25 protein-coding genes are annotated in these 22,738 nt (G+C 58.6%); 7 read left to right on the top strand and 18 right to left on the bottom strand.

All coding sequences use genetic code 11. The features are described from left to right. Positions 1-40 precede the first annotated feature (40 nt). Positions 41-1,816, bottom strand: coding sequence for a glyoxylate carboligase (gcl, locus tag V6L81_RS18325; RefSeq protein WP_095002065.1), 1,776 nt, complete (start codon positions 1,814-1,816; stop codon positions 41-43). Between the two features lie 266 nt (positions 1,817-2,082). Between gcl and V6L81_RS18320 the strand changes: the two genes are divergently transcribed. Further along, positions 2,083-2,523 carry a heme-binding protein gene (locus V6L81_RS18320; RefSeq protein WP_095002064.1) on the top strand — a complete coding sequence of 147 codons (441 nt, stop codon included), beginning with the start codon at positions 2,083-2,085 and terminating at the stop codon, positions 2,521-2,523. A 178-nt stretch (positions 2,524-2,701) separates the two neighbouring features. Then, positions 2,702-3,160 (top strand): REP-associated tyrosine transposase, encoded by a 459-nt coding sequence (locus V6L81_RS18315; RefSeq protein WP_338660239.1) that lies wholly within the window; start codon positions 2,702-2,704, stop codon positions 3,158-3,160. Positions 3,161-3,240: 80 nt separating this feature from the next. Here V6L81_RS18315 and V6L81_RS18310 read toward each other — a convergent pair whose 3' ends face one another. Further along, a complete protein-coding gene (locus V6L81_RS18310; protein ID WP_095021338.1) occupies positions 3,241-3,849 on the bottom strand; it encodes a TetR/AcrR family transcriptional regulator in 609 nt (202 codons plus the stop codon). 132 nt (positions 3,850-3,981) lie between these two features. Here V6L81_RS18310 and V6L81_RS18305 point away from each other — a divergent pair, with 132 nt between their 5' ends. After that, positions 3,982-4,923 carry a DUF808 domain-containing protein gene (locus V6L81_RS18305; RefSeq protein ID WP_095002062.1) on the top strand — a complete coding sequence of 314 codons (942 nt, stop codon included), beginning with the start codon at positions 3,982-3,984 and terminating at the stop codon, positions 4,921-4,923. Here V6L81_RS18305 and V6L81_RS18300 read toward each other — a convergent pair. Beyond that, on the bottom strand, positions 4,920-6,122 hold the full coding sequence (locus tag V6L81_RS18300; protein WP_150629305.1) for an MFS transporter: 1,203 nt from the start codon (positions 6,120-6,122) through the stop codon (positions 4,920-4,922). The two genes, V6L81_RS18305 and V6L81_RS18300, sit on opposite strands and share 4 nt — an antisense overlap. 180 nt (positions 6,123-6,302) lie before the next feature. On the opposite strand from V6L81_RS18300, the gene V6L81_RS18295 reads away from it, so the two are divergent. Continuing rightward, positions 6,303-6,905 (top strand): TetR/AcrR family transcriptional regulator, encoded by a 603-nt coding sequence (locus V6L81_RS18295; RefSeq protein ID WP_095002060.1) that lies wholly within the window; start codon positions 6,303-6,305, stop codon positions 6,903-6,905. Positions 6,906-6,924: 19 nt separating this feature from the next. On the opposite strand, the gene V6L81_RS18290 is transcribed toward V6L81_RS18295, so the two are convergent. The 8 genes from V6L81_RS18290 to puuE all read right to left on the bottom strand — a co-directional run bounded on the left by V6L81_RS18290 (position 6,925) and on the right by puuE (position 14,857). After that, entirely contained in the window at positions 6,925-7,710 is a 786-nt protein-coding gene (locus V6L81_RS18290) for an outer membrane protein OmpK (RefSeq protein WP_138738217.1), read from the bottom strand. A gap of 359 nt (positions 7,711-8,069) precedes the next feature. Continuing rightward, entirely contained in the window at positions 8,070-8,855 is a 786-nt protein-coding gene (locus V6L81_RS18285) for an outer membrane protein OmpK (protein WP_095002058.1), read from the bottom strand. 91 nt (positions 8,856-8,946) lie between these two features. After that, positions 8,947-10,311, bottom strand: a complete 1,365-nt coding sequence (locus V6L81_RS18280; RefSeq protein WP_095002057.1) for a nucleobase:cation symporter-2 family protein — start codon at positions 10,309-10,311, stop codon at positions 8,947-8,949. An 84-nt stretch (positions 10,312-10,395) separates the two neighbouring features. Beyond that, positions 10,396-11,685: a urate hydroxylase PuuD gene (locus V6L81_RS18275; RefSeq protein WP_095002056.1), complete on the bottom strand. Its 1,290-nt coding sequence runs from the start codon at positions 11,683-11,685 to the stop codon at positions 10,396-10,398. A 48-nt stretch (positions 11,686-11,733) separates the two neighbouring features. Beyond that, on the bottom strand, positions 11,734-12,237 hold the full coding sequence (locus tag V6L81_RS18270; RefSeq protein WP_016781501.1) for an ureidoglycolate lyase: 504 nt from the start codon (positions 12,235-12,237) through the stop codon (positions 11,734-11,736). Positions 12,238-12,358: 121 nt separating this feature from the next. Then, positions 12,359-13,354, bottom strand: a complete 996-nt coding sequence (gene alc, locus V6L81_RS18265) for an allantoicase (protein WP_086797829.1) — start codon at positions 13,352-13,354, stop codon at positions 12,359-12,361. 61 nt (positions 13,355-13,415) lie between these two features. Then, the gene (uraD, locus tag V6L81_RS18260) at positions 13,416-13,931 is read right to left on the bottom strand and encodes a 2-oxo-4-hydroxy-4-carboxy-5-ureidoimidazoline decarboxylase (protein WP_016781499.1); all 516 of its coding nucleotides are present in this window, start codon (positions 13,929-13,931) and stop codon (positions 13,416-13,418) included. Continuing rightward, positions 13,928-14,857 carry an allantoinase PuuE gene (puuE, locus tag V6L81_RS18255; RefSeq protein ID WP_095002055.1) on the bottom strand — a complete coding sequence of 310 codons (930 nt, stop codon included), beginning with the start codon at positions 14,855-14,857 and terminating at the stop codon, positions 13,928-13,930. The genes uraD and puuE overlap by 4 nt, the downstream gene beginning before the upstream one ends. A gap of 373 nt (positions 14,858-15,230) precedes the next feature. Here puuE and uraH point away from each other — a divergent pair, with 373 nt between their 5' ends. Further along, a complete protein-coding gene (gene uraH / locus V6L81_RS18250; protein ID WP_095002054.1) occupies positions 15,231-15,584 on the top strand; it encodes a hydroxyisourate hydrolase in 354 nt (117 codons plus the stop codon). A gap of 236 nt (positions 15,585-15,820) precedes the next feature. On the opposite strand, the gene V6L81_RS18245 is transcribed toward uraH, so the two are convergent. The 3 genes from V6L81_RS18245 to V6L81_RS18235 form a co-directional block, all read right to left on the bottom strand. Then, positions 15,821-16,447, bottom strand: coding sequence for a LysE family translocator (locus tag V6L81_RS18245; RefSeq protein ID WP_095019573.1), 627 nt, complete (start codon positions 16,445-16,447; stop codon positions 15,821-15,823). 60 nt (positions 16,448-16,507) lie between these two features. Next, complete coding sequence (locus V6L81_RS18240; protein WP_095019572.1) at positions 16,508-17,857, bottom strand: NCS2 family permease; 1,350 nt, start codon at positions 17,855-17,857, stop codon at positions 16,508-16,510. Between the two features lie 287 nt (positions 17,858-18,144). Beyond that, positions 18,145-18,585, bottom strand: coding sequence for a MarR family winged helix-turn-helix transcriptional regulator (locus V6L81_RS18235; protein ID WP_095002051.1), 441 nt, complete (start codon positions 18,583-18,585; stop codon positions 18,145-18,147). 82 nt (positions 18,586-18,667) lie between these two features. Between V6L81_RS18235 and V6L81_RS18230 the strand changes: the two genes are divergently transcribed. Next, positions 18,668-19,834 (top strand): PLP-dependent aminotransferase family protein, encoded by a 1,167-nt coding sequence (locus tag V6L81_RS18230; protein WP_095019571.1) that lies wholly within the window; start codon positions 18,668-18,670, stop codon positions 19,832-19,834. 10 nt (positions 19,835-19,844) lie between these two features. Further along, complete coding sequence (locus V6L81_RS18225; protein ID WP_095002049.1) at positions 19,845-20,447, top strand: glutathione S-transferase family protein; 603 nt, start codon at positions 19,845-19,847, stop codon at positions 20,445-20,447. A 169-nt stretch (positions 20,448-20,616) separates the two neighbouring features. Here the strand turns inward: V6L81_RS18225 and V6L81_RS18220 are convergent, their stop codons facing one another. From V6L81_RS18220 to V6L81_RS18205, 4 genes are all read right to left on the bottom strand, one after another. Further along, positions 20,617-20,988, bottom strand: coding sequence for a glutathione S-transferase N-terminal domain-containing protein (locus V6L81_RS18220; protein ID WP_095002048.1), 372 nt, complete (start codon positions 20,986-20,988; stop codon positions 20,617-20,619). A gap of 101 nt (positions 20,989-21,089) precedes the next feature. Then, on the bottom strand, positions 21,090-21,635 hold the full coding sequence (gene folE / locus V6L81_RS18215) for a GTP cyclohydrolase I FolE (RefSeq protein WP_003442011.1): 546 nt from the start codon (positions 21,633-21,635) through the stop codon (positions 21,090-21,092). Between the two features lie 77 nt (positions 21,636-21,712). Then, the gene (locus V6L81_RS18210; protein ID WP_095002047.1) at positions 21,713-22,270 is read right to left on the bottom strand and encodes a Smr/MutS family protein; all 558 of its coding nucleotides are present in this window, start codon (positions 22,268-22,270) and stop codon (positions 21,713-21,715) included. Positions 22,271-22,333: 63 nt separating this feature from the next. After that, positions 22,334-22,654: a hypothetical protein gene (locus tag V6L81_RS18205; protein WP_095002046.1), complete on the bottom strand. Its 321-nt coding sequence runs from the start codon at positions 22,652-22,654 to the stop codon at positions 22,334-22,336. Positions 22,655-22,738: the final 84 nt, after the last annotated feature.

Genomic DNA, 22,738 nt, shown 5'->3' with positions numbered 1-22,738 from the left:
TTTGTCCCCTCTCCTCGGGAGAGGGGGTGAGGGCTATAAATTAATCCAGCATCGAAATGGCGGTCGGTGCATCGTTACCCACCAGCGCCAGGTCTTCAAATTCATTTACGCCGTTGATTTCGGTGCCCATCGAGATATTAGTCACACGCTCCAGGATGATTTCCACCATCACCGGCACGCGGAATTCCTTGATTAGCTCCTGGGCCTTGCGCAGGGCAGGCTGGATTTCACTCGGTTCGAACACGCGCAAGGCCTTGCAACCCAGGCCTTGAACGACGGCCACGTGGTCAACGCCATAGCCGTTAAGCTCCGGTGCGTTGAGGTTGTCGAAAGCCAACTGCACGCAGTAGTCCATTTCAAACCCGCGCTGGGCCTGACGGATAAGCCCCAGGTAGGAGTTGTTAACCACCACGTGGATATAGGGCAGGTTGAACTGAGCGCCCACGGCCAGTTCTTCGATCATGAACTGGAAGTCGTAGTCGCCGGACAGTGCCACCACATTGCGATCAGGGTCGGCCTTGACCACCCCCAGCGCCGCCGGAATGGTCCAGCCCAGAGGGCCGGCCTGGCCGCAGTTGATCCAGTGGCGAGGTTTGTACACATGCAGGAATTGTGCGCCGGCAATCTGTGACAAACCGATGGTGCTGACATAGCAGGTGTCTTTGCCGAACACCTGGTTCATTTCTTCGTACACGCGTTGTGGCTTGACCGGCACGTTGTCGAAGTGGGTCTTGCGCTGCATCGTGGCCTTGCGCTGCTGGCAGTCCTGCAGCCAGGCGCTGCGGTTTTTCAGCTTGCCGGCAGCTTTCCATTCGCGGGCTACTTCAAGGAATACCTTGAGCGCGGCACCGGCGTCGGAAACGATGCCCAGATCCGGGTTGAATACCCGGCCGATCTGGGTCGGTTCGATATCCACGTGAATGAACTTGCGGCCTTCGGTGTACACATCCACCGAACCGGTATGGCGGTTGGCCCAGCGGTTGCCGATGCCCAATACCACATCGGACTTGAGCAGGGTGGCGTTGCCATAACGGTGCGAGGTTTGCAGGCCGACCATGCCCACCATCAGCGGGTGGTCATCGGCGATGGTGCCCCAGCCCATCAGGGTCGGAATCACCGGGATACCGGTCAGTTCGGCGAATTCCACCAGCAGGTCGCTGGCGTCGGCATTGATCACGCCGCCACCGCTGACCAGCAGCGGGCGTTCCGCCTGATCGAGCATGGTCAGGGCTTTTTCGGCTTGCAGCCGGTTTGCCGTTGGTTTGGCCAGTGGCAGCGGTTCATAGGCGTCAATGTCGAATTCGATTTCGGCCATCTGCACATCGAACGGCAGATCGATCAGCACCGGGCCAGGGCGCCCGGAGCGCATTTCGTAAAAGGCTTTCTGGAAGGCGTAAGGCACCTGGCCCGGCTCCATCACCGTGGTCGACCACTTGGTGACGGGCTTGACGATGGCGGTGATATCCACCGCCTGGAAGTCTTCTTTGTGCATCCGTGCCCGTGGGGCCTGGCCGGTGATGCACAGAATCGGGATCGAGTCGGCCGAGGCACTGTACAGGCCCGTCACCATATCGGTACCGGCAGGCCCCGAGGTGCCGATGCACACGCCGATATTGCCGGCCTTGGTGCGGGTATAGCCCTCGGCCATGTGCGAGGCGCCTTCGACGTGGCGAGCAAGGACGTGATCGATGCCACCGACCTTTTTCAGGGCCGAGTACAGCGGGTTGATGGCGGCGCCCGGGATACCGAATGCGGTATCGACACCTTCGCGACGCATCACCAGAACGGCGGCTTCGATTGCTCTCATTTTGCTCATTGTTTTGTGCCTCTTACGTTTTGTAATTGTATACAAGTGGCTGTTGAGCGAGTGTATTCATCCTCCGCTGTGCAGGTCAATGGCTTTTATCGATTCGATGGTTGATCACAAGCAAGCCTTGTATTCAGGCTTGTTCGCTGGGTTTTGTTTTTTTGATTGCTGAAAATTGTATACAAAATAGATTTGTATTGTGTTCTATTGGTGTTATTGAGTGCGCCTCGCGAGGTGCGCCGAAGGCTTTCCATAACAAGATAAGGATGGCAACCATGAGTGCTTTAACCTTGAAAGTCGCTTTAGAACTGACCGCTCAGGCCTTGAGCGTCGGGCGTCAGATCAGTGCTGCGCCGCTGACGGTAGTGGTGCTCGACAGTGGCGGGCATTTGCTGGCGTTGCAGCGCGAAGACGGCGCCAGCCTGCTGCGCCCCAGCATTGCGATTGGCAAAGCCTGGGGCGCGATTGCCTTAGGCAAGGGCTCGCGTCTGCTGGCACTGGACGCGCAACAGCGCCCGGCGTTCTTCGCGGCGCTTAATGGCATGGGGCAAAGTGACGTGGTGCCTGCGCCGGGTGGGGTATTGATTCGTGATGAGGCGGGGCAGGTAATCGGTGCTGTTGGTATCAGCGGCGATACGTCGGATATCGACGAGCAATGCGCGATCAGCGCGGTAGAAGCGCTGGGCCTGCGGGCGGATGCGGGGGTGGCGGTCTGATTTGGGCTGAGTGATTGACCGCCTTCGCGAGCAGGCTCGCTCCCACAGATTGTGCGCAGGGTGGGAGCGAGCCTGCTCGCGAAGGCATTGTTGAGACACATTCAGCTAAAAAACGCCCCGTCCTCATTGTTCTTTCAGGGCTAGCCTTTTCATTACTCATCTATGAAAAGGCAAAGGAATGCCGTCTTTAGCTGCTTCAAACCGCCTGCGTATCGGCCGCTGTTCCGAGCCAAATCGAATTTACCTGTTGAGCACCAACACGCTCTGCAGAGAGCCCATCTTTAAAGACTTTACCTTGGGACGATTAGTCGTCGCACAATTTCGCGCTGCCCAAGACCAGGGTTTTGCAGACTCGTTGGCCTGGGTCGTCATGCCAGATCACGTTCATTGGTTGATCGAATTACACCGTGGGACGCTCGGTGGCTTGATGCAACGAACCAAGTCTTTGAGTACCCAGGCTGTCAGGCGATCAACTGATCGCAAAATCAGCCTTTGGCAAAATGGCTTCCATGACCGGGCATTAAGGCGAGAAGAGGATCTGGTGAATGTTGCTCGTTATGTTGTCGCCAATCCGTTGCGGGCACGACTGGTCGAGAAGCTCGGTGACTATCCCCTGTGGGATGCAATCTGGGTTTGAAAGGGCTTCGCGAGCAGGCTCGCTCCCACAGATTGTGCGCAGGATGGGAGCGAGCCTGCTCGCGAAGGTCCCAGCGTGGTTTATCGGTCCGGTTCGCAGCCCTTCAGCACCAACCGGATAATGGTTTGGGTTGCCGCTTCGTAGTCGCTGTCTTCAAGCTTGGTCTTGCCGGTGATGGCCGAGATCTGCCAGTCGAAGTCGGCGTAGGTCTGGGTTGCCGCCCAGATGCTGAACATCAGGTGGTGCGGGTCGATGGCGGCAATCTGGCCGCGGTCGATCCAGGTCTGGATGCAGGCGATGTTGTGTTGGGCCTGGGCATTCAACAGCTCTACCTGTTTCTCACTCAAGTGCGGGGCGCCATGCATGATTTCGCTGGCGAATACTTTCGAGGCAAAGGGCAGGTCACGGGAAATCACGATTTTTGAGCGGATGTAATTGCTCAATACCGTATTCGGCTCGCCATCGGCGTTGAACGGCGTCGAAGCCCGCAGGATCGGGTCGATAATGCTTTCAAGCACCTCGCGATAGAGGTTTTCCTTGGATTTGAAGTAGTAGTAGACATTGGGCTTGGGCACGCCGGCCTTGGCCGCGATATCGCTGGTTTTGCTGGCGGCGAAACCCTTGTCAGCGAATTCTTCGCTGGCGGCACGCAAAATCAGTTCTTTGTTACGCTCGCGGATACTGCTCATAAACCCGATATGTCCTTGCCTGCTGGGGCGGTCGGGCATGGTAGCACCGGGCTTGCAAGTGGCTCAAGATTGCCGCTTTGCGCGCGGCACGCGCTATGCTTGTGTCCATTCCATCTCTCAGGACGTTTTTCTATGGCTGGCAGTAGCTTGCTGATGTTGCTCGATGATATCGCCGCCGTGCTCGATGACGTCGCTCTGATGACCAAAGTGGCCGCCAAAAAAACCGCCGGTGTGCTGGGCGATGACCTTGCGCTCAACGCCCAGCAGGTATCGGGCGTGCGTGCCGACCGGGAGTTGCCGGTGGTGTGGGCCGTGGCCAAGGGTTCGTTTCGCAACAAGGCGATTCTGGTACCGGCAGCGCTGGCCATCAGTGCCTTTGCGCCCTGGGCGGTGACGCCGCTGTTGATGGTGGGTGGGGCTTATCTGTGTTTCGAGGGTTTCGAAAAGGTCGCCCACAGTTTCACCCACAGCAAGGCCGATGCCCAGAGCCAGCGCCAGGCCTTGCAGGAGTCGCTGGCCGGTGCTGAAGTCGATCTGGCGGCGTTTGAAAAGGATAAGGTCAAGGGCGCCGTTCGTACGGACTTTATCCTGTCCGCCGAAATCATTGCCATCACCCTGGGCATCGTTTCCGACTCACCGCTGATGCAGCAGGTGGTGGTGTTGTCGGGTATCGCCATCGTGATGACAGTCGGGGTATATGGCGTGGTGGGTGGCATCGTCAAACTCGACGATGGTGGCCTGTACCTGAGCAAGAAGACCGGCGACGGCGCCTGGCCGCGGTTCCAGCGCAGCTTTGGCCGTGGTGTGTTGAGCGCAGCCCCGTACATGATGAAAAGTCTGACCGTGATCGGCACGGCGGCAATGTTCATGGTCGGCGGCGGTATCCTGACCCACGGTGTACCGCCGTTGCATCATTGGGTTGAAGGCGTTGCGCAAGGCAGCACGCAATGGCTGGGTGTGGTGTCGGTGATTGTGCCGACCCTGCTCAACGCCGTGGCCGGCATTATTGCCGGCGCGGTGGTGTTGGCCGTGGTGTCTGTCGCGAGCAAGGTCTGGCGGGCCATCAAGTCCTAGGCCGCGACGGCGCGGGGCAGGGTACTGTCCTGCAGCAATCGATAGCCCAGCACCGCGAACAGCAGCATGACGCCGCCGGCGGCCAGCGACACGCTAAAACCGGCCTGGGCGCCGTACGCGTCCACCACCCAGCCGCCGAGTACCGCACCGAGGGCCACGCCCATGCCCAGACCGGTGATCATCCAGGTCAGGCCTTCAGTCAGCTTGGCAGGTGGGACAATGTTTTCCACCAGGCCCATGGCGGTGATCAGGGTGGGGGCAAAAAACAGCCCGGCGATCAGCATGCCCACGGCCAGGGTGGCGATGCTGTCGGCCCACAGCAGCGGCACCATGGTGATGGAGGTGGCCAGGGCGCCGAGCACAAACAGCCTGGGCAGCGGCATGTTCAACTTGAGCATGCCGAACACCAGCCCGGCAGCGCACGATCCCAAGGCGTACATCGACAATACAATGCTTGCGGCAGCCGGTTGGCCCTGATGCTGGGCAAAGGCCACGCTAACCACATCCACCGTTCCCACAATCGTGCCCAGCCCAAGCAGGGCCAACAGCAAAACCACCACGGCGCCCTGGCGTAAAACTGTGCCCTGGTGCTCGCTGCTACGCGGGTGTACCGGTGGTTCGGTGCTGCGTTGCAGCACAAACACGCTGACGCCGATGGCCAGCAGGATGGCTGCCGCCAGTGGTCCGGCCTGGGGGAACAGCGCCACACTCAGGCCCACGGAAATCGGCGGGCCGATAATAAAGCTCACTTCATCGAGTACCGACTCGAACGAGAACGCCGTATGCAGTTTGGGCGAGCCGCGATACAGCTCGGTCCAGCGTGCCCGCACCATTGCCGACATGCTCGGCATGCAGCCCGACAGGGCGGCGAACACAAACAGCGTCCAGTCCGGCGCGCCAAAATGACTGCACAGCAGCAAGGCCAGCAAGGCGCTGACGCCAATGGCGGTGACACCGGGCAGGATGCGGCTCTGGCCGTAGCGGTCGACCCAGCGTGAAATCTGCGGAGCCAGCAGGGCTGTGGCCAGGGCAAAGGTGGCGGCTACGCCACCGGCCAGCCAATAGGAACCTTGCAGTTGCGCCAGCATGGTGATGATGCCGATGCCGACCATTGAGATCGGCATCCGCGCGATCAGGCCCGCACCGCTGAAAGCCTTGGTGCCGGGGGCGCTGAAAATCTCGCGATAGGGGTTGGCCATACAAGCTCCGGAACAGTGTTGGGGATTGCTTTCGTAGCAGCTGTCGAACGCAGCCTTGGGCAGCTGCTACGGGAATGTGTAAGTGCCGGTAATCACATACGCGGCGTATGTAGAAATATACGCATACACAGCGTATGTCAATTAACATACGTCGCGTATCCAAAAATAAAGGTGAAAGGCATGGCGCCCAAAGCGCGGTCGCAAATGATCGAAGAAACCCGTGGCAAGCTGCTTGAGGCGGCTCGCCTGGCATTCAGTACGGTGGGCTATGCCCGGACATCGATGGACGAATTGACGGCTTCGGTCGGGCTGACGCGTGGCGCGTTGTACCACCATTTTGGCGACAAGAAAGGCTTGTTCAAGGCCGTGGCCCAGCAGATCGATGCCGAGCTGGATGCGCAGCTGGCGCAGGTGTTTGAGCAGGCGGACAGCCATTGGCAAGGGTTTAAGGATCAGTGCCGGCTGTATCTGGAGATGGCCCTGCAAGTTGAGGTACAGCGCATTCTGTTGCGCGATGCGCCTTCGGTGCTGGGCTCGCAATATGTGCAGAACACCCAGTCGGTGTGCTGCCTGTCGATGGCGTCGATGCTGCAGGGGCTGATGGACACCGAGGTGATTCAACGCACCGATCCCGAGGCGCTGGCGCGTCTGATTCAGGGCGGGCTGATGGATGCGTCGTTCTGGATTGCCGAGGCCGACAACCCGCCGCAGCGTCTGGCCGCTGCGCTGGACAGCCTGGACCTGATGCTGCGCGGTTTGCTGCGGGTGCCTGAGCCGCGCTGACGCGGCCCGGGCCCGTGCATCAGAAGTGGTACTTGATCAGCAGGCTGGTGGTGTTCTGATTGGTCTTGAACGCGCCGCTGTCTTCGATGCCGTACTTGTTTTTCCAGTAGTCGTATTCCACACCGACATACAGTTGCTTGGCGCTCCAGCTCAGGGCCTTGCCCAGGTCATATTTAACCTGCGGGTTGAAGTGCAGGTTGGCGTGGTAGGTGCCGCGTGAGTTCTGGTCGTTGTCGACCACCCAGTCCATGTAGCCGTCGATCAGCACATCGGAGTTGCCCAGGGGCAGGGTGTAGGACCACACCGGGGTGATCTGCCACACACCTTTGCCGGCGCGGCTACCTTCCGGGAAGCGCTGGTAGAAGTTCAGCTGGAAGTAGTCAAAGCCCGGCACGTTCAGGTCGAAACCCGGACCGATCAGGTAGGCATCGGTATCGCCTTCGCCAAACTCGTAAGTCATGGCCAGCAGCACGTCTTTGATCGGGCCGAATTCAAACTTCTGGTCGAAGATCTTGCCGAACGACAAACGCGGGGTGAATTCACCGTAGTAGGTGTTCGGGCCGACGTTGCCGTCTTTCTTGCCGTTGTAAAAGATACGGTCAAGGAAGAAGAAGTTGTCACCGTACTTCCAGCTGTCAGCATGCTCGAAGGTCATGGTCTGCTGAATTTTTGGATTGACCTGGAAGTCCTTGCCGTACAAGTAAGTCAGGCTGTTGGTTTGCCATTGCAGCAGGTCGCCGGCGACTGCCGGAGCCCCGCCCAGCATGCTCCCCGCAAGCATCAGGCCGGTAAGTGTGCGCTTCATTCGGTTAGCTCCAAAATATAGAAAGTTGTGCAAGTAGTGCGAACGTGGCGCTCTGTTGTGGCGCCTTGGTTCATGGTTTTAAAAGTTGCCTTTACGGTCAGCTTCAGTGCTTTTAGCAAGTTCGGGGCCATACCTGTTTTATAGCCATGAATAAACCCTCGACTGCGCGTTGGCAGTTGAGTGCAGGGGGCGGCAGGCAGGCCGTAAACCTTTGATATAAAGGCAAAAGTTGGCTTTAAAGTCAGCTTTGAAAAACGTCGCGTTTAAGCGGGCGCGCAGGATACGGGCTCTGGCGCGTGCACTCAAGCGCTCTGTTAAAGCCCAGGGCGGGCAATAACAGAGCATGCACAGTCTAGAGCTTAGAAGTGGACTTTGATCAGGGCACTGGCGGTGTTCTGGTTGGTATCAAGACGGCTGCTGCTTTCGATGCCGTACTTGTCCTTCCAGTAGCTGTATTCAATCCCGACATAGAGCTGTTTTTCACCCAGGTTCAGGGCCTTGCCCAGGTCATATTTGATCTGTGGGTTGAAGTGCAGATTGGAGTGGTAGGTGCCGCGTGAGTTCTGGTCGTTGTCCACCACCCAGTCCATATATCCGTCGATCAACACGTTGGAGCGGCCCAGGGGGATGGTGTAGGAAAACGACGGAGTGATCTGCCAGACCCCGGTGCCAGGGCGTGGGCCCTCGGTATGGCGGCGATAGAAGTTGAGGGTGAAGTAGTTGAAGCCCGGTACCGCCAGATCAAAGCCCGGGCCGATCAGGTAGGCCTCGCTGTCGCCTTCGCCATATTCATAGGTCATGGCCAGCAGCACGTCCTTGATCGGGCCATATTCGAATTTGCGGTCGAAGATCTTGCCGAACGACAGGCGCGGGCTGAACTCGCCGTAATAGGTGTGCGGGCCTTTGTTGGGGTCTTCTTTGCCGTTGTAGAAAATCCGGTCGACAAACAGGAAGTTGTCGCCGTACTTCCATTTGTCCGCATGTTCGAAAGTGACGGTTTGCTGGATCGACGGGTTGATCGCGAAGTTCTTGCCGTACAGGTAGGTCAGGCTGTTGGTTTGCCATAAAAACAGGTCCCCGGCCATTGTCTGGCTGGCAGCCAAAAGTCCACCTGCGAGCGTGACGCCCCAGTGTTTGCACTTCATGGGTAACTCCCTTTTTTATTGTTTTTGTAAAGCGAGAGCCCCTCTCCCTAGCCCTCTCCCTTGGGGAGAGGGTTGGGGTGAGGGTCAGGGCTCAGTGCTGGTGCACATGCCCGCTCATGGCTGCGCGTTCGGAACCGCCCAGCACATTGAACATCAGGTTCAGGCACACCGCGCTGACAGCGGCCATGGCGATACCGCTGTGGGTGATGGGGTCCATCCACAGTGGCAGGTGGGCGAAAAACTCAGGACGCACCACCGGGATCAGGCCCATGCCGATGCTCACGGCCACCAGCAACTGATTGCGGCGGTCGGCGATGTCGGCTTCCTGGAGGATCTTGATCCCGGTTGCCGCGACCATGCCGAACATGGCAATGGCGGCGCCACCCAACACTGCAGGCGGAATCGAGGCCACCAGGTACGCCGCTTTCGGCAGCAGGCTGAGGGTGATCAGGAAGATACCGGCCATGATGGTTACCGAGCGGCAACGCACGCCGGTCATTTGCACCAGGCCAATGTTCTGGGCGAAGGAGGAGTGGGTGAAGGTGTTGAAAAAACCGGCGATAAAAGAAGCGCCTGCGTCACACAGCAAACCGCGACGCAGCATGCGCGGGGTGACTTCCTGATCGGTGATTTTGCCCAGCGCCAGGAACATCCCGGTGGACTCGACAAAAATAATCACCACCACCAGGCACATTGAAAGAATCGGTGCCAAATGAAACTCCGGCATGCCGAAGTGCAAGGGGGTGACAACCTGGAACCACGGCGTATTGTCCAGCCCGGAGAGGTCGACCATGCCGATGGCGCCTGACAGCACATAGCCCAGGGCCATGCCGATCAAGACCGACACATTGACCCAGAAGCCGCGCATAAAGCGGTTGATCAGCAGGATGGTGCCCAGCACCAGAGCCGCGATGGCCAGGTACACCGGCGAGCCGAATTGCGCCGCAGCACTGCCGCCACCGGCCCAGTTGACCGCAACGGGGAACAGCGACAGGCCGATCGAAGTGATGACAGTACCGGTGACCAGGGGAGGAAAGAAGCGCACCACCTTGGACATAAATGGCGCAATGATCATTCCGAAAAAGCCCGCGGCGATGGTCGCACCGAAGATCCCGGTCAAGCCGATACCCGGCATCCCGGCCATTGCCACCATGCTGCCAACGGCGGCAAAGCTGGCGCCCATCATGACCGGCATGCGAATACCCATGGGGCCGATACCCATCGACTGCACGATGGTAGCGACACCCGCCACCAGCAGGTCGGCGTTGATCAGAAACGCGATCTCTTCACGACTCAGGCCTGCAGCCTGTCCGATGATCAGCGGCACGGCCACGGCGCCGCCATACATCAGCAGCACATGCTGCAAACCGACCAGGATCAGTTGCAGCATGGGTAGCCGCGCCAGCGGGGGCGGGGCGGTCACGGCGGGTATGCGCGGTTCGGTTAAATCGGACATGCAACACCTCGGTCATTTTTATTGTTGTGAGCTAGTGGTGTGTTCTTGCGGCCGCAGCGGGGCTGCGACCGCAAAGGCGGTGCGTCAGTTGGTCCGTGCCCCTGCATTGATCCAGGCGCCGACCAGGTCGCGCTCCTGTTGCGTCATTTGCGTGATGTTGCCCAGCGGCATGATCGGCGTGACAACGGCCTGAGCCTGAATGCGCGGGGCCATCAGCTGGATCTGTTGCGCGGTGTCGAACATCACGCCTGCCGGAGCCGCACTGAACAACGGGCTGCTGGGGGTGGCGGAATGACAGACCGTGCAGCGCTCCTGGATCACCTTGTGGACTTGTTCAAAATCGACGGTGGCCACTGGCGCTGCCGCGGGTGCCTGTGCCGGTGCCGCTGGCGGAGCATCTGCAGCCTTGACGCCGCCCAGGGCGGTTTCCGGCAGCGGTTGGTACTTGATCACCTTGGCGGTTTCTGGCGCTGTCGACACAGGCTTTGGACCGGTAACGTAAGCCAGGCAAATCATGCCCAGGGCTGCGACCGGCAGGGTCCAGGCATATTTGTGGCTGTCGTGGCGGGTGTTGAAGTAGTGACGTACCAGCACTGCCAGCACCGCAATCCCGGCCAGGATCAACCAGTTGTACTGGCTGCCATAGGTGCTCGGGAAGTGGTTGCTGATCATGATGAACAGCACCGGCAAGGTGAAGTAGTTGTTGTGTCGCGAACGCAGCAGGCCTTTGGCCGGCAGTGCCGGGTCAGGGCTGCGGCCTTCCTTGATCGCGGCTACCAGGGCACGTTGTGCCGGCATGATGGTGCGGAATACGTTCCCGACCATGATGGTGCCGATAATGGCGCCCACGTGCAGGTAGGCACCGCGCCCGCTGAACACTTTGCTCAGGCCGAACGCTGCTGCAACCAGCAGCACAAACAGGACGAAACCGAGCAACGCCGGGCGTTTGCCCAGGGCGGAGTCGCACAGAAAGTCGTAAACGAACCAGCCGGCAATCAGCGAGCCGATACCGATGGCAACCGCTTCAGGGCCGCTCATGCTGCTGCCTGGAGCAATCAGGTACAGCGCGGGGTTGAAGTAGAACACCAGACAGAGCAGGGCGATGCCCGACATCCAGGTGAAATAGGCTTCCCATTTAAACCAGTGCAGGTTTTCCGGCATGGTGGGTGGGGCCAGTTTGTATTTTTCGAGGTGGTAAATACCGCCGCCGTGAATCGCCCATAGATCGCCAGCAAGGCCATCCTTGGGGTTGGCCCGGTTAAGGTTGTTCTCCAGCCAGACGAAATAAAACGACGCGCCAATCCAGGCCACACCGGTAATCATATGAATCCAGCGCACGCTCAGATTCAGCCATTCCATTAGATGTGCTTCCACAGTCTTTACCTCTTGCCCGTCACTCTTTTGTGAGTGTTGGACCTTCTCTTATTGGTGGGGGGCGAGGAACAGCAACTGATCCTCTTTAAAGAAATGCTCATCGCAGTTATTACCGCTGCCACTGCGATCAACCACCAGGAAGTCATCCCGCTTTTCGATCGTCAGCACCGGGTGGTGCCAGACGCCGCGATGGTAATTGATGCCCTGCCTGCCATTACTGACAAAGGCGCGGACCAGGTCCGATACAGGTTCATCGCCAACGGGCGCGACCACGATCAGAAAGGGGTTGCCGAGCAGCGGTATAAAAGCCTGGCTGCCCAGCGGATGGCGCTCCAGCATGCGTACGGTAAATGGCATGTCCTGCGCCTCGGCGCGGAAAATGCTGATGATCGCCTTGTCCTCTGGCGTAGCCGTTTCGACCTCGGCCAGACGGTGAAAGCGCATGGTCGAACCGTTATTGATCATGAAGTGGTCGCTGCCATCGGTTTCAATCACGTCACCGAAAGGGGCGAAGGCTTCTTTGGTCAGAGGTTCAATCATCAATGTGCGCATGGTGGTCTTCTTATTCGGGTTTCTGTGGTGTCAGTTTTGTCGCTATCGCGGGTAACCCCGCTCCCACAGAATGAATACATTTCAAATGTGGGAGCGAACTTGCCCGCGCTGGGTGCAGCGCTTATTTGGCGACTTTGCCCAATACGCGGATGCGGCTTACACCACCATCCGGGAACAGGTTGAGGCGAATGTGGGTGATCGGGCCGAGGTTTTTCAGTTGCTCGCTGTAGGTGTGTTCAGCGTGCATTTCCATTTTTTGGCTCGGCAGCAGTTCACGCCAGAACAGCGACTGGGTTTCGATCTGGCTGTCGGTACCGCCCTTGACGTACGCGCCCTGGATCGAGCAGCTGTCCGGGTAGTTGCCCTTGAAGTGCAGGGTGTCGACGATGATTTTTTCGATCTCGCCCGGGTGGCCCAGCGCGACGATGACCCAGTCATTGCCCGGGGTACGACGACGTGCGGTTTCCCAGCCATCGCCCATATTGATGCCGCGGCCAGGGTTGAGGATGTTGCTCATGCGTCCGAAGTGTTCGTCGGAGCAGGCGAGGGCGCGGCCACCGTTGAGAGCTGCGGCCAGATCGACCTGCTCGTTGTCGCCTACTGCCGACCAGTCACGGAACGGCACGCCGTACACGCGCAGACGCGCTACGCCGCCATCCGGGAAAATGTTGAAGCGCAGGTGGCTGAAGGCCTGGTCATTGTTGATTTCGTGGTAGTGATGGCTGTTGCCCTGCAGCTCGACGGCCGACAGTACTTCCACCCACTGGGTGTTTTCATTCGGTTCGCCCGAGGCCAGGAAGCAGGCTTCCAGCGAGGCCGATGGTGGAAAGTTGCCGGTGAAGAATGAAGTGTCGATGTCCACACCCTTGATCGAGCCCGGAACGCCAAGACGGATGACGGCACTGTCATAGCCTTCGAAGCGCTTGCGGCGGGACTCCCAGCCGTCCATCCACTTGCCGTTGTCATCGAAAACGCCCTCCTTCCATACGGCCGGGGTCGGCTGGAACATGCGGTTGGCGTCGGCAAACCAGTCATCGGTTACCGAAACGATTTTGGTGCCCAGGCGGGCATCGGCCAGGTTGACGAACTTCTCGAAAGGTACGGCGTAAGCTTTCATTCTTCTTGTCTGCCTTTAAATGAGTGGCTGGAGATGCGTCATCGGCGGGTGCCGGTTCGGCTTAGAGCTGGAGTAATCGGAACAGGGCGATCTTGTTGATTTCTGCCAACGCGCACTTGAACTCGACGTCTGCCGGGTTATGGATGCGGGTTTCGAACGCGGCGAGGATCTGGTGCCGGTCGCTGCCTTTTACCGCCATGATGAAGGGAAACTTGAACTTGGCTTTGTAGGCCTCGTTCAGCTCGGTGAAGCGTTGAAACTCTTCGGCCGTGCATTGGTGAATACCGGCGCCAGCCTGTTCATTGGTGCTGGCTTCGGTCAGTTGGCCCTGGACGGCTGCTTTGCCGGCCAGGTCAGGGTGAGCGTTGATCAATGCCAGCTGGCTGGCGTGATCGGCGCTCAACAAAATGTCACTCATGCGCTGGTGCAGGGTTTCGATCTGGTCGACGCTGCTGTCCAGGCCCAGGTCGTAGGCCTTTTCGGCAACCCAGGGCGAGTGTTCGTAGATATCGGCAAAAGCCGCCACGAAGGCTTCACGGCTCAGTTGTGAAGGCTTGAGGGTCTTGAAGGCGCTCATTTGGCGGTCTCGGCAACAAAAGGGTGGGTGGCGTGCCAGTGGCGGGCAATGTCCACGCGGCGGGTGAACCAGACCTGTTCGTGGCCCTTGGCGTACTCAATGAAACGCTTGAGGGCGGCCAGGCGCGCAGGGCGGCCAATGAGGCGGCAATGCAGGCCGATGGAAAGCATCTTCGGCGACTCTGCGCCTTCGGCGTACAGCACATCGAAAGCATCCTTGAGGTACTGGAAAAATTGCTCGCCGGTGTTGAAGCCCTGCACCTGGGTAAAGCGCATGTCATTGGTATCCAGGGTATAGGGGATCACCAGATGCGGTTTGCCGGTGGGATTGTTGGGTTCCCAGTAGGGCAGGTCGTCGTCATAGGTATCGCAGTCGTACAAAAAGCCGCCTTCTTCCATCACCAGGCGCCGGGTGTTGGGACCGGTGCGGCCGGTGTACCAGCCCAGCGGGCGTTCGCCGCTGATTTCGGTGAGGATGCGGATGGCTTCGAGCATGTGTTCACGCTCTTGCGCTTCATCCATGTACTGGTAGTCGATCCAGCGATAACCGTGGCTGCAGATCTCGTGCCCGGCCTCGACCATGGCGCGGATCACATCCGGATGGCGCTGGGCGGCCATTGCCACGGCAAACACCGTGAGCGGAATATCGAACTCGCGAAACAGCTTGAGGATGCGCCACACGCCTGCACGGCTGCCGTACTCATACAGCGACTCCATGCTCATGTTGCGCTCGCCCTGCAATGGTTGGGCTGAGACCATTTCCGACAGAAAGGCTTCAGACTCCTTGTCACCGTGCAGGATGTTGCGCTCGCCGCCTTCTTCGTAATTGAGAACAAAAGACAGGGCGATGCGGGCGTTGCCCGGCCAATGCGGATGTGGAGGGTTTGGACCGTAACCAATCAGGTCGCGTGGGTAGTCAGCGCTCACTGCAGTCTTCCTTATTGTTCGTGGTAACAGTCGATTGGCCAGACCTGGCGTCACTGCGATGAGCTGATTGTATACAACTTTACATTTTATTTGTAACCCTGATTTTTGCTATTTCTACCACGATTTGTACAGAAAGAGTACTTGCAAGAAACCTGCCTGATTGGTCAGTTTATGGGCGAAAGGTCTCTAAGGACTGCGGCTTTGACGATTAATGCCGTGCAGGCCCCGTAGCTTCGGGGGATGCGCAGATTGTCATTTTTAATTGTGTACAATTTTTTTGATAAATGTCTTAATCGTTTCTTCGCCGAGCCTTTTGGTGCGCCAAAAGAGGGCGGCAGCCGTTTTTTTCACGACTCGGGAGGTCGCACAATCAATGGGACGTTTGACTACGCACGTTTTGGATGCCGCACACGGCTGCCCGGGCAGCTCGATCAAGGTCGAGCTGTATCGGGTTGAAGGTTCGGGGCTGGAGTTGGTCGCTACAGCCCTGACCAACAGCGATGGCCGTTGCGACGCGCCGTTGCTGGAGGGGGAGGCTTACCGTTCCGGGGTTTACCAGGTGCAGTTCAGTGCCGGTGATTACTACCGCGCACGGGGTGTGAAATTGCCGGAGCCGGCGTTTCTGGATGTGGTGGTACTGCGTTTCGGGATCAGCGCCGAGCAGGATCACTACCATGTACCGCTACTGATTTCGCCGTACAGCTACTCGACCTATCGCGGTAGCTAATCGTTTTCGATCTGCGCATGTGGTTATTTGCCCGCTCACACTGCGGGCTTTTTTTTGCCTGTCTAAATGCCATGTCCGTAGCAGCTGCCGAAGCAACGAGGCTGCGTTCGGCGGCGTAGCCGTCGTAGAACCTGAATCCGCTGTCCATCAGATAAATCGCGAACTCAGGTCTTACGATTGCTTCGCAATCGAACGCAGCCTCGTTCCTTCGGCAGCTGCTACGGGCTTGTGTGCAATCAGCGGCTCAACAACGACGCCGTGCCTGCCACGCTGAACAGCCCGGCACTGACCCGGTTGAACCAGCTCTGGCCCTTGCCGCTGCGCAGGTACCCCGCGGCACCGTGGGCACCCAGGCCGTAGGCCAGCTTGCACAGCAGGTCGAGCACGGTCCAGGTGGCGATCATCACCAGTAACTGGTTGAGGAACGGTAGATCGGGGTTGAGAAACTGCGGCAAAAAGGCAGCAAAGAACAGAATGTCCTTAGGATTGCTGGCCCCCAGCACGAACGCGCGCCCAAACAGGGCGCTAAAGCGCGGTATTGGTGCGGCTTCGGGCACATTGGTGACGGTGGCCGGCTGACGCGATTGTTTCCAGCTTTGCCAGGCCAGGTAAAACAGGTACAGCGCGCCCACGATCTTCAGGGCGCTGAAGAGTTTTTCCGAGGCCAGCAGCAAGGCGCCCAAACCCAGTGCCGAAGCGCTGAGCAGGCAGATCGAGGCAAATACACCTCCCAGAAAAGCCGGGTACGAACGGCGCAAGCCGTAGTTCAAACTGTTGCTGATCATCAATAACGACAGCGGCCCTGGAATCAGGATTACCACCAATGCCGCGCTGCTGAACAGCAGCCAGGTTTCCAGACTCATCACTTCCTCCCAAACAACAAAGGCCCCGCGTCATTGCGGGGCCGATTGATACCGCCCGGTTTACAGGAAAATAAACTTGGCGATGAAAATAGCGCAGAGCACCCACAGGCTGACGGAAATTTCCCGGTATTTGCCGGTGCCTGCCTTGAGTGCGACAAAGCTGATAAAGCCCAGGGCTATCCCGTCGGCGACCGAGAAGGTCAAAGGCATCATGATCACGGTCACTATGGCCGGGATGCAGTCAGTGGGTTCGTCCCAGTTGATGTGCTGCATGCCGCCCATCATCAGCATGGCCACATAAATCAGAGCGCCTGCCGTGGCGTAAGCGGGGATCATGCCAGCCAGAGGGGCAAAGAACATGGCGGCCACAAACAACACGCCCACGGTGACGGCAGTAAGCCCGGTACGCCCGCCTGCCGCAACGCCTGCGGCGCTTTCCACGTAGCTGGTCACGGGTGGCACGCCGACCACGGCACCGAACACGCTGGAGGCGCTGTCGGCCTTGAGGGCCCGGGACAGGTTTTCGATCCTGCCATCGGCCTTCACCAGCCCGGCACGCTGGGCCACGCCCATCAGGGTGCCGGCCGTATCGAACATGTGTACAAACAGAAAGGCCAGCACCACGCTGATCATGCTGATGTTGAAAACGCCCTTGAGGTCCATGGCCATCCAGGTCGGTGCAAGGCTTGGCGGTGCCGACATGATGCCGTTGTAATGCACCAGGTCCAGGCCCCAGCCGGCGAGGGTCACGGCGATAATGCTGATCAGGATGGCGCCGAAGACGCGGTGATAGCTCAGAATCGCAATCATCAAAAAGCACACCGCTGCCAGCAGCGGGGCAGGATCGCGCAATGAACCGAGCTTGATCAGGGTGGCCGGGCTGTCGACGATAATGCCCGAGGTTTTCAGGCCGATAATCCCCAGGAACAACCCCACCCCGGCACCCATCGCGTACCGCAAGCTGACGGGAATGCTGTTGAGCAGCCATTCACGCACCCGCGACAGGGTCAGAATCAGGAACAGCACACCGGAGACAAACACGGCACCCAATGCTGTTTCCCAGCTGTAACCCATGGTTCCGACCACGGTGTAAGTAAAAAACGCATTCAGTCCCATACCTGGCGCCAGGCCTACTGGCCAGTTGGCGTAAAGCCCCATCAACAGGCTGCCGAGAGCGGCGGCAATGCAGGTGGCGACGAAGGCTGCACCATGATCGATCCCAGCATCGGCCATGATGTTGGGGTTGACGAAGATGATGTAGGCCATGGTGATGAAGGTGGTCAGCCCGGCAATCAGCTCGGTTTTGACCGTGGTGCCATGCAGTGACAGTTTGAACAGGCGTTCCAGCCAGCTGCGGGCGGCGGGCGTGGCAAGTTCGACAACGGGTATTTCTGACTTTTGGCTGTCCACGGTGATTTCCTCAGGCTTTTATTATTTTTAAGGGCACTGGGTGTGGCGGGAGATGTTTTTCTGACTTTCGGGTCAGAAACGCAGGCGAAGTGAATTATGCTTTTGTATACAAAAAAAGCAAATAATGTTTTTCAGATTGTGATCAGAAAGTGATGGGTGGGTGTCTGTTTTCTGTGGGAGCGAGTTTGCTCGCGATTGGATCGCTGCGGTACAACTGGAGTACTGCGGCGCCTGCATCGCGGGCAAGCCCGCTCACAGAACAAGCCACCTTCCACAGGAACCCTGCTCTAGAGCTGGCGGCTTTGTCCCAGGGCATGATTGACCGCCAGCCAGCCATTCACCGCGTCTTCACCTGCCTGAGCAAATACCCTTTGCAGCAGCTTGACCTGTTCGCGGCGCAGGCTCTTTTCGAAGGCCACACCGTCGGCAGTCAGTTCCAGCAGGCGTTTGCGCTTGTCGGTCTCGGGCGCGACGCTGCGCACCAGGGCCATCTCGATCAACTGGCGTAATGGCGTATTCAGGGCCTGCTTGCTCACGCCCAGTAAGGTCAGCAGTTCCTTGACGCTGACACCGGGGTGGTGGGCGATAAAAAAAACAATACGCTGATGCACCCGACTCAGCCCACGACGTGCCAGCATTTCATCCGCTTTGGCGGTAAATGCTTGATAGCCAAAGAAGAAGGCTTCCATGGCGGCGCGCTGAGTGGTCGGATTTTTAAGGTCAAGCATATTGACGTATCTAGGGTTCGCGGCGTAGTTTCGGTCAAACAGTTTGACTTATTTCCAATTACTTCCGCTACCGGTGATCTGTATGGCCTTCTCCGAACGTGTTTCCCGCCTGAAAAGCTCCTTGATTCGTGAAATTCTGGCTGCGGCCCAACGTCCGGAAGTCATGTCTTTCGCTGGCGGGCTACCGGCCGAGGCCATGCTGCCCAAGGTCGACTGGACCGATATGCCTGCCTCGATGGGTCAGTACGGCATGAGCGAAGGTGAGCCGGCACTGCGTGAAGTACTGGCTGCAGAGGCTCGCGCACTGGGGGTTGATTGCGATGCCAGCCAGGTGATGGTGTTGAGCGGTTCGCAGCAGGCGCTGGATCTGGCAGCCAAGCTGTATATCGACAAGGGCACCGAAATCATGCTCGAAGCACCGACCTACCTGGCGGCGCTGCAAATCTTCCAATTGTTCGGCGCCGAATGCCTGACGTTCCCGCTGCAAGCTGATGGCCCTGATCTGGCTGCGTTGCGCGTGCAGCTGGAAAAACACAGCCCGGCGTTCATCTACCTGATCCCGACGTTCCAGAATCCGTCTGCTGTGCGTTACAGCGAAACCAAGCGCGACGCGGTTGCTGCCTTGCTCGACGAGTTCGGCGTGACCCTGATCGAAGACGAGCCTTACCGCGAGCTGAACTTCGACGGTGGCAGCGCCACACCGATCGTCAGCCGCCTGAAAAAAGCCAGCTGGATCTATACCGGCACGGTGTCCAAGACCCTGTTGCCGGGCCTGCGTGTTGGCTTCCTGATTGCCAGCCCCGACCTGTACCCGCACTTGCTGCGCCTCAAGCAATCGGCTGACCTGCACACCAACCGCGTTGGCCAGTGGCAAGCCTTGCAGTGGATCGGCACCGAGAAAATGAGTAATCACCTGGCCGAGCTGCGTGATTTCTACCGCGTGCGCCGTGACGGTTTTCAGCTGGCGCTGGAAGAGCATTTCTCGGATCTGGCTGACTGGCATGTGCCACAGGGCGGTTTGTTCTTCTGGCTGACCCTCAAGCAACCGTTCGATACCCGCACTTTGCTCAAGCCTGCGCTGGAACAGAACGTGGCCTTTATGCCTGGCGAGCCGTTCTTCGCCAACCCGGACCAGAACGTGGGCAGCCTGCGCCTGAACTTCAGCCACATCGATCCGGCACGTCTGCATGAGGGCCTCAAGCGTCTGGCCAACGTGATTCGTCAGGCCCAGGCTGCCCAGGCGGCCTGAAGGAGGCGCAATGCTCAAGGTTTATGGCGATTACAACTCGGGCAACTGCTACAAGATCAAGCTGATGCTGCATTTGCTGGGGCTTGAGTATCAGTGGTTTGCCGTGGACATTCTCAAGGGTGAAACCGAGACCCCGGAGTTTCTGGCGAAAAACCCCAACGGCAAAGTGCCGGTGCTGGAGCTGGAAGACGGTACGTGCCTGTGGGAGTCCAACGCGATTCTCAACTACCTGGCCGACGGCAGCGAGTTTTTGCCGACCGAACCGCGTTTGCGCACGCAAGTGCTGCAATGGCAGTTTTTCGAGCAGTACAGTCATGAGCCTTATATTGCGGTGGCGCGCTTTATCCAGTTTTACCTGGGGCTACCCGAAGAGCGCCTTGAGGAATACCGCAAGCTGCAAAAGCGTGGCTACAAGGCGCTGGACGTGATGGAGCAACAGCTCACGCGCACGCCGTATCTGGTGGGTGAGCAATACTCGATCGCCGACGTGACGCTGTATGCCTATACCCATGTGGCCCATCAGGGCGGGTTTGACCTGAGCGGCTACCCGGGTATTCAGGCCTGGCTGGCGCGGGTGGCCAGCCATCCGCGGCATGTGGGAATGCTCGATTGAGCAAATCGCCCCTTTAAAAAAACCGGCCAAGTGCCGGTTTTTTTTGTGCGCACATTCTGTAGCCGCTGACGAGGTCTGAAGGAAACTTCAACTGTGGGAGCGAGCCTGCTCGCGAAGGTCGTTCGCGAGCAGGCTCGCTCCCACAGAGAGGGTAGACCGGGGGATGGCCTTAAACGTTGGCAAAGCGCTGGTTCAGGTAGTCAATGATCACCTTGGACTCATACATCCAGGTGGTTTTGCCGCCTTCTTCGATGCGCAGGCAAGGCACTTTGATCTTGCCCCCTTGCTCCAGCAGGGTCTGGCGATCCTGCTCGTTGTTCTTCGCGTCACGCAGGGCCACTGGCACATTCAGGCGGCGCAGGGTGCGGCGCGTTTTTACACAGAAAGGGCAGGCGTGGAACTGAAACAGGGTCAGGCCCTTGGCAGCCTGGTCGACCTGCGCCTGAGCGGCGGCAGGGCGCTGCTTTTTGCTTGGACGTGTCACGAAATCGCCAGCGATGATGAGCTGACCCAGGCCTACGCGAAGCGCTTTGATAAACACAGTAAAAGCCTCATGGGCAAATTAAGAAGGGACGCAGCTTACCTGAAATTGTGCAGGCGAAAAAAAACCGGCGATAAACGCCGGTTTTTTCTGTGCCGCAGTTACTTGATCAGGCTGAGAAACTCGCTGCGCGTGGCGGCGTTTTCGCGGAACTCACCCAGCATCACCGAAGTGATCATCGACGAGTTCTGCTTCTCGACACCGCGCATCATCATGCACATGTGCTTGGCCTCGATCACAACGGCCACGCCCAGGGCGCCGGTGACTTGCATCACGGCGTCGGCGATCTGGCGACTGAGATTTTCCTGGATCTGCAGGCGACGGGCATACATATCGACAATACGCGCCACTTTCGACAGGCCCAGCACTTTGCCGCTCGGAATGTAGGCAACATGGGCCTTGCCGATAAACGGCAGCAGGTGGTGTTCGCACAGCGAGTACAACTCGATGTCCTTGACCAGCACCATTTCGCTGTTGTCTGAGCTGAACAAGGCACCGTTGGTGACTTCTTCCAGGGTTTGTTCATAGCCGCGGCAAAGGTACTGCATGGCCTTGGCGGCACGCTTTGGCGTATCCAGCAGGCCTTCACGGGAAACGTCTTCGCCGAGTTGACCGAGGATCGCGGTGTAGTTTTGTTCCAGGGACATTAATCTACCTGTGGGTTTTTTCGCAAAGAGTAAGGGTACGGGGGCTGACACGACGCTGCAAGCGTGATGACACGCTGTTACTCGTCACGCCCCTCCATCATGGTGCGCTTGAGCATCACATAGACCGCGCCGGCTCCGCCATGCCTGGCCTGGCAGGAGCAGAAGCCCAGTACCTGTGAGTGCTGGCGCAGCCAGGTATTGACGTGGCTTTTGATCATCGGGCGCTTGCCGTCCAGACGCACGGCCTTGCCGTGGGTAACGCGCACGCAACGTACTTCAAGGCGCACGGCTTCACCGAGGAATTCCCAAAGGGTTTCGCGGGCCTTTTCAACGGTCATGCCGTGCAGGTCAAGGCTGCCTTCAAAGGCGATCTGCCCCAGCTTGAGCTTGCGCATCTGGCTTTCCTGCACGCCGTCACGGGCCCAGCTCAGCTGGTCCTCGGGGCCAACATCAATCACAAACTGGTCTGACAGGCCGTCGATGATGGTCGCGTTGGTGCGCACAATGGCGTTCTGGCGCAACTTGGCCAGCTGCGCACGGTCAGCCTTGGGTTTGCCGGTGTCGGCACGATCATGCTTGATCGGTTTGACACCGCGAATCTCGTTTTTGAACAGGGAAAAATCGTCGTCTTGCATGTCAGCCTCCGCGAAGGGCTGCCAGTTTACCCAAGTCGACGACAATCGGGCGGCGGATATGCGTCAGTCGTGTTTTTTCATCAGGTGCGGGGCCATGTTCAGGCCAAATGGCTTGCGCATCAGGCGCCGGCGTCGACGCCACATCCATACCCCCAGCCAGCACACCAACAGGCCGGACACCAACACCAGTGTTGCACCTGCGGGGCTGGCATTGAGCTCGCCCAGTGCCGTTGGATGGCCAATCAGGCTGGCGGCACCCGCCAACAGCAACAGCATGCCAAGCAGTGCCAGCAGCGCTGCAAACATCAGTACCAGGCGCGAGCGCCAGTCGCGATGAGCCTTGGGGCGCAAACGCCGAGCATCAAAACCATCGGAGATCTTCATTCCGATCTTTCCTTAAAGGGTATCGGCCCTTCGACAGGGACTTCGTCAGGTTGTTCCTGAGTGTAGTGAAATAGGAAAGCGCCC

It is taken from the genome of Pseudomonas bubulae (assembly GCF_037023725.1).
In the GTDB taxonomy this organism is placed as follows: Bacteria; Pseudomonadota; Gammaproteobacteria; order Pseudomonadales; family Pseudomonadaceae; genus Aquipseudomonas; species Aquipseudomonas bubulae.
The sequence above is the reverse complement of the archived record's forward strand: the minus strand, read 5'-3'. Positions and strand labels throughout refer to the sequence as shown.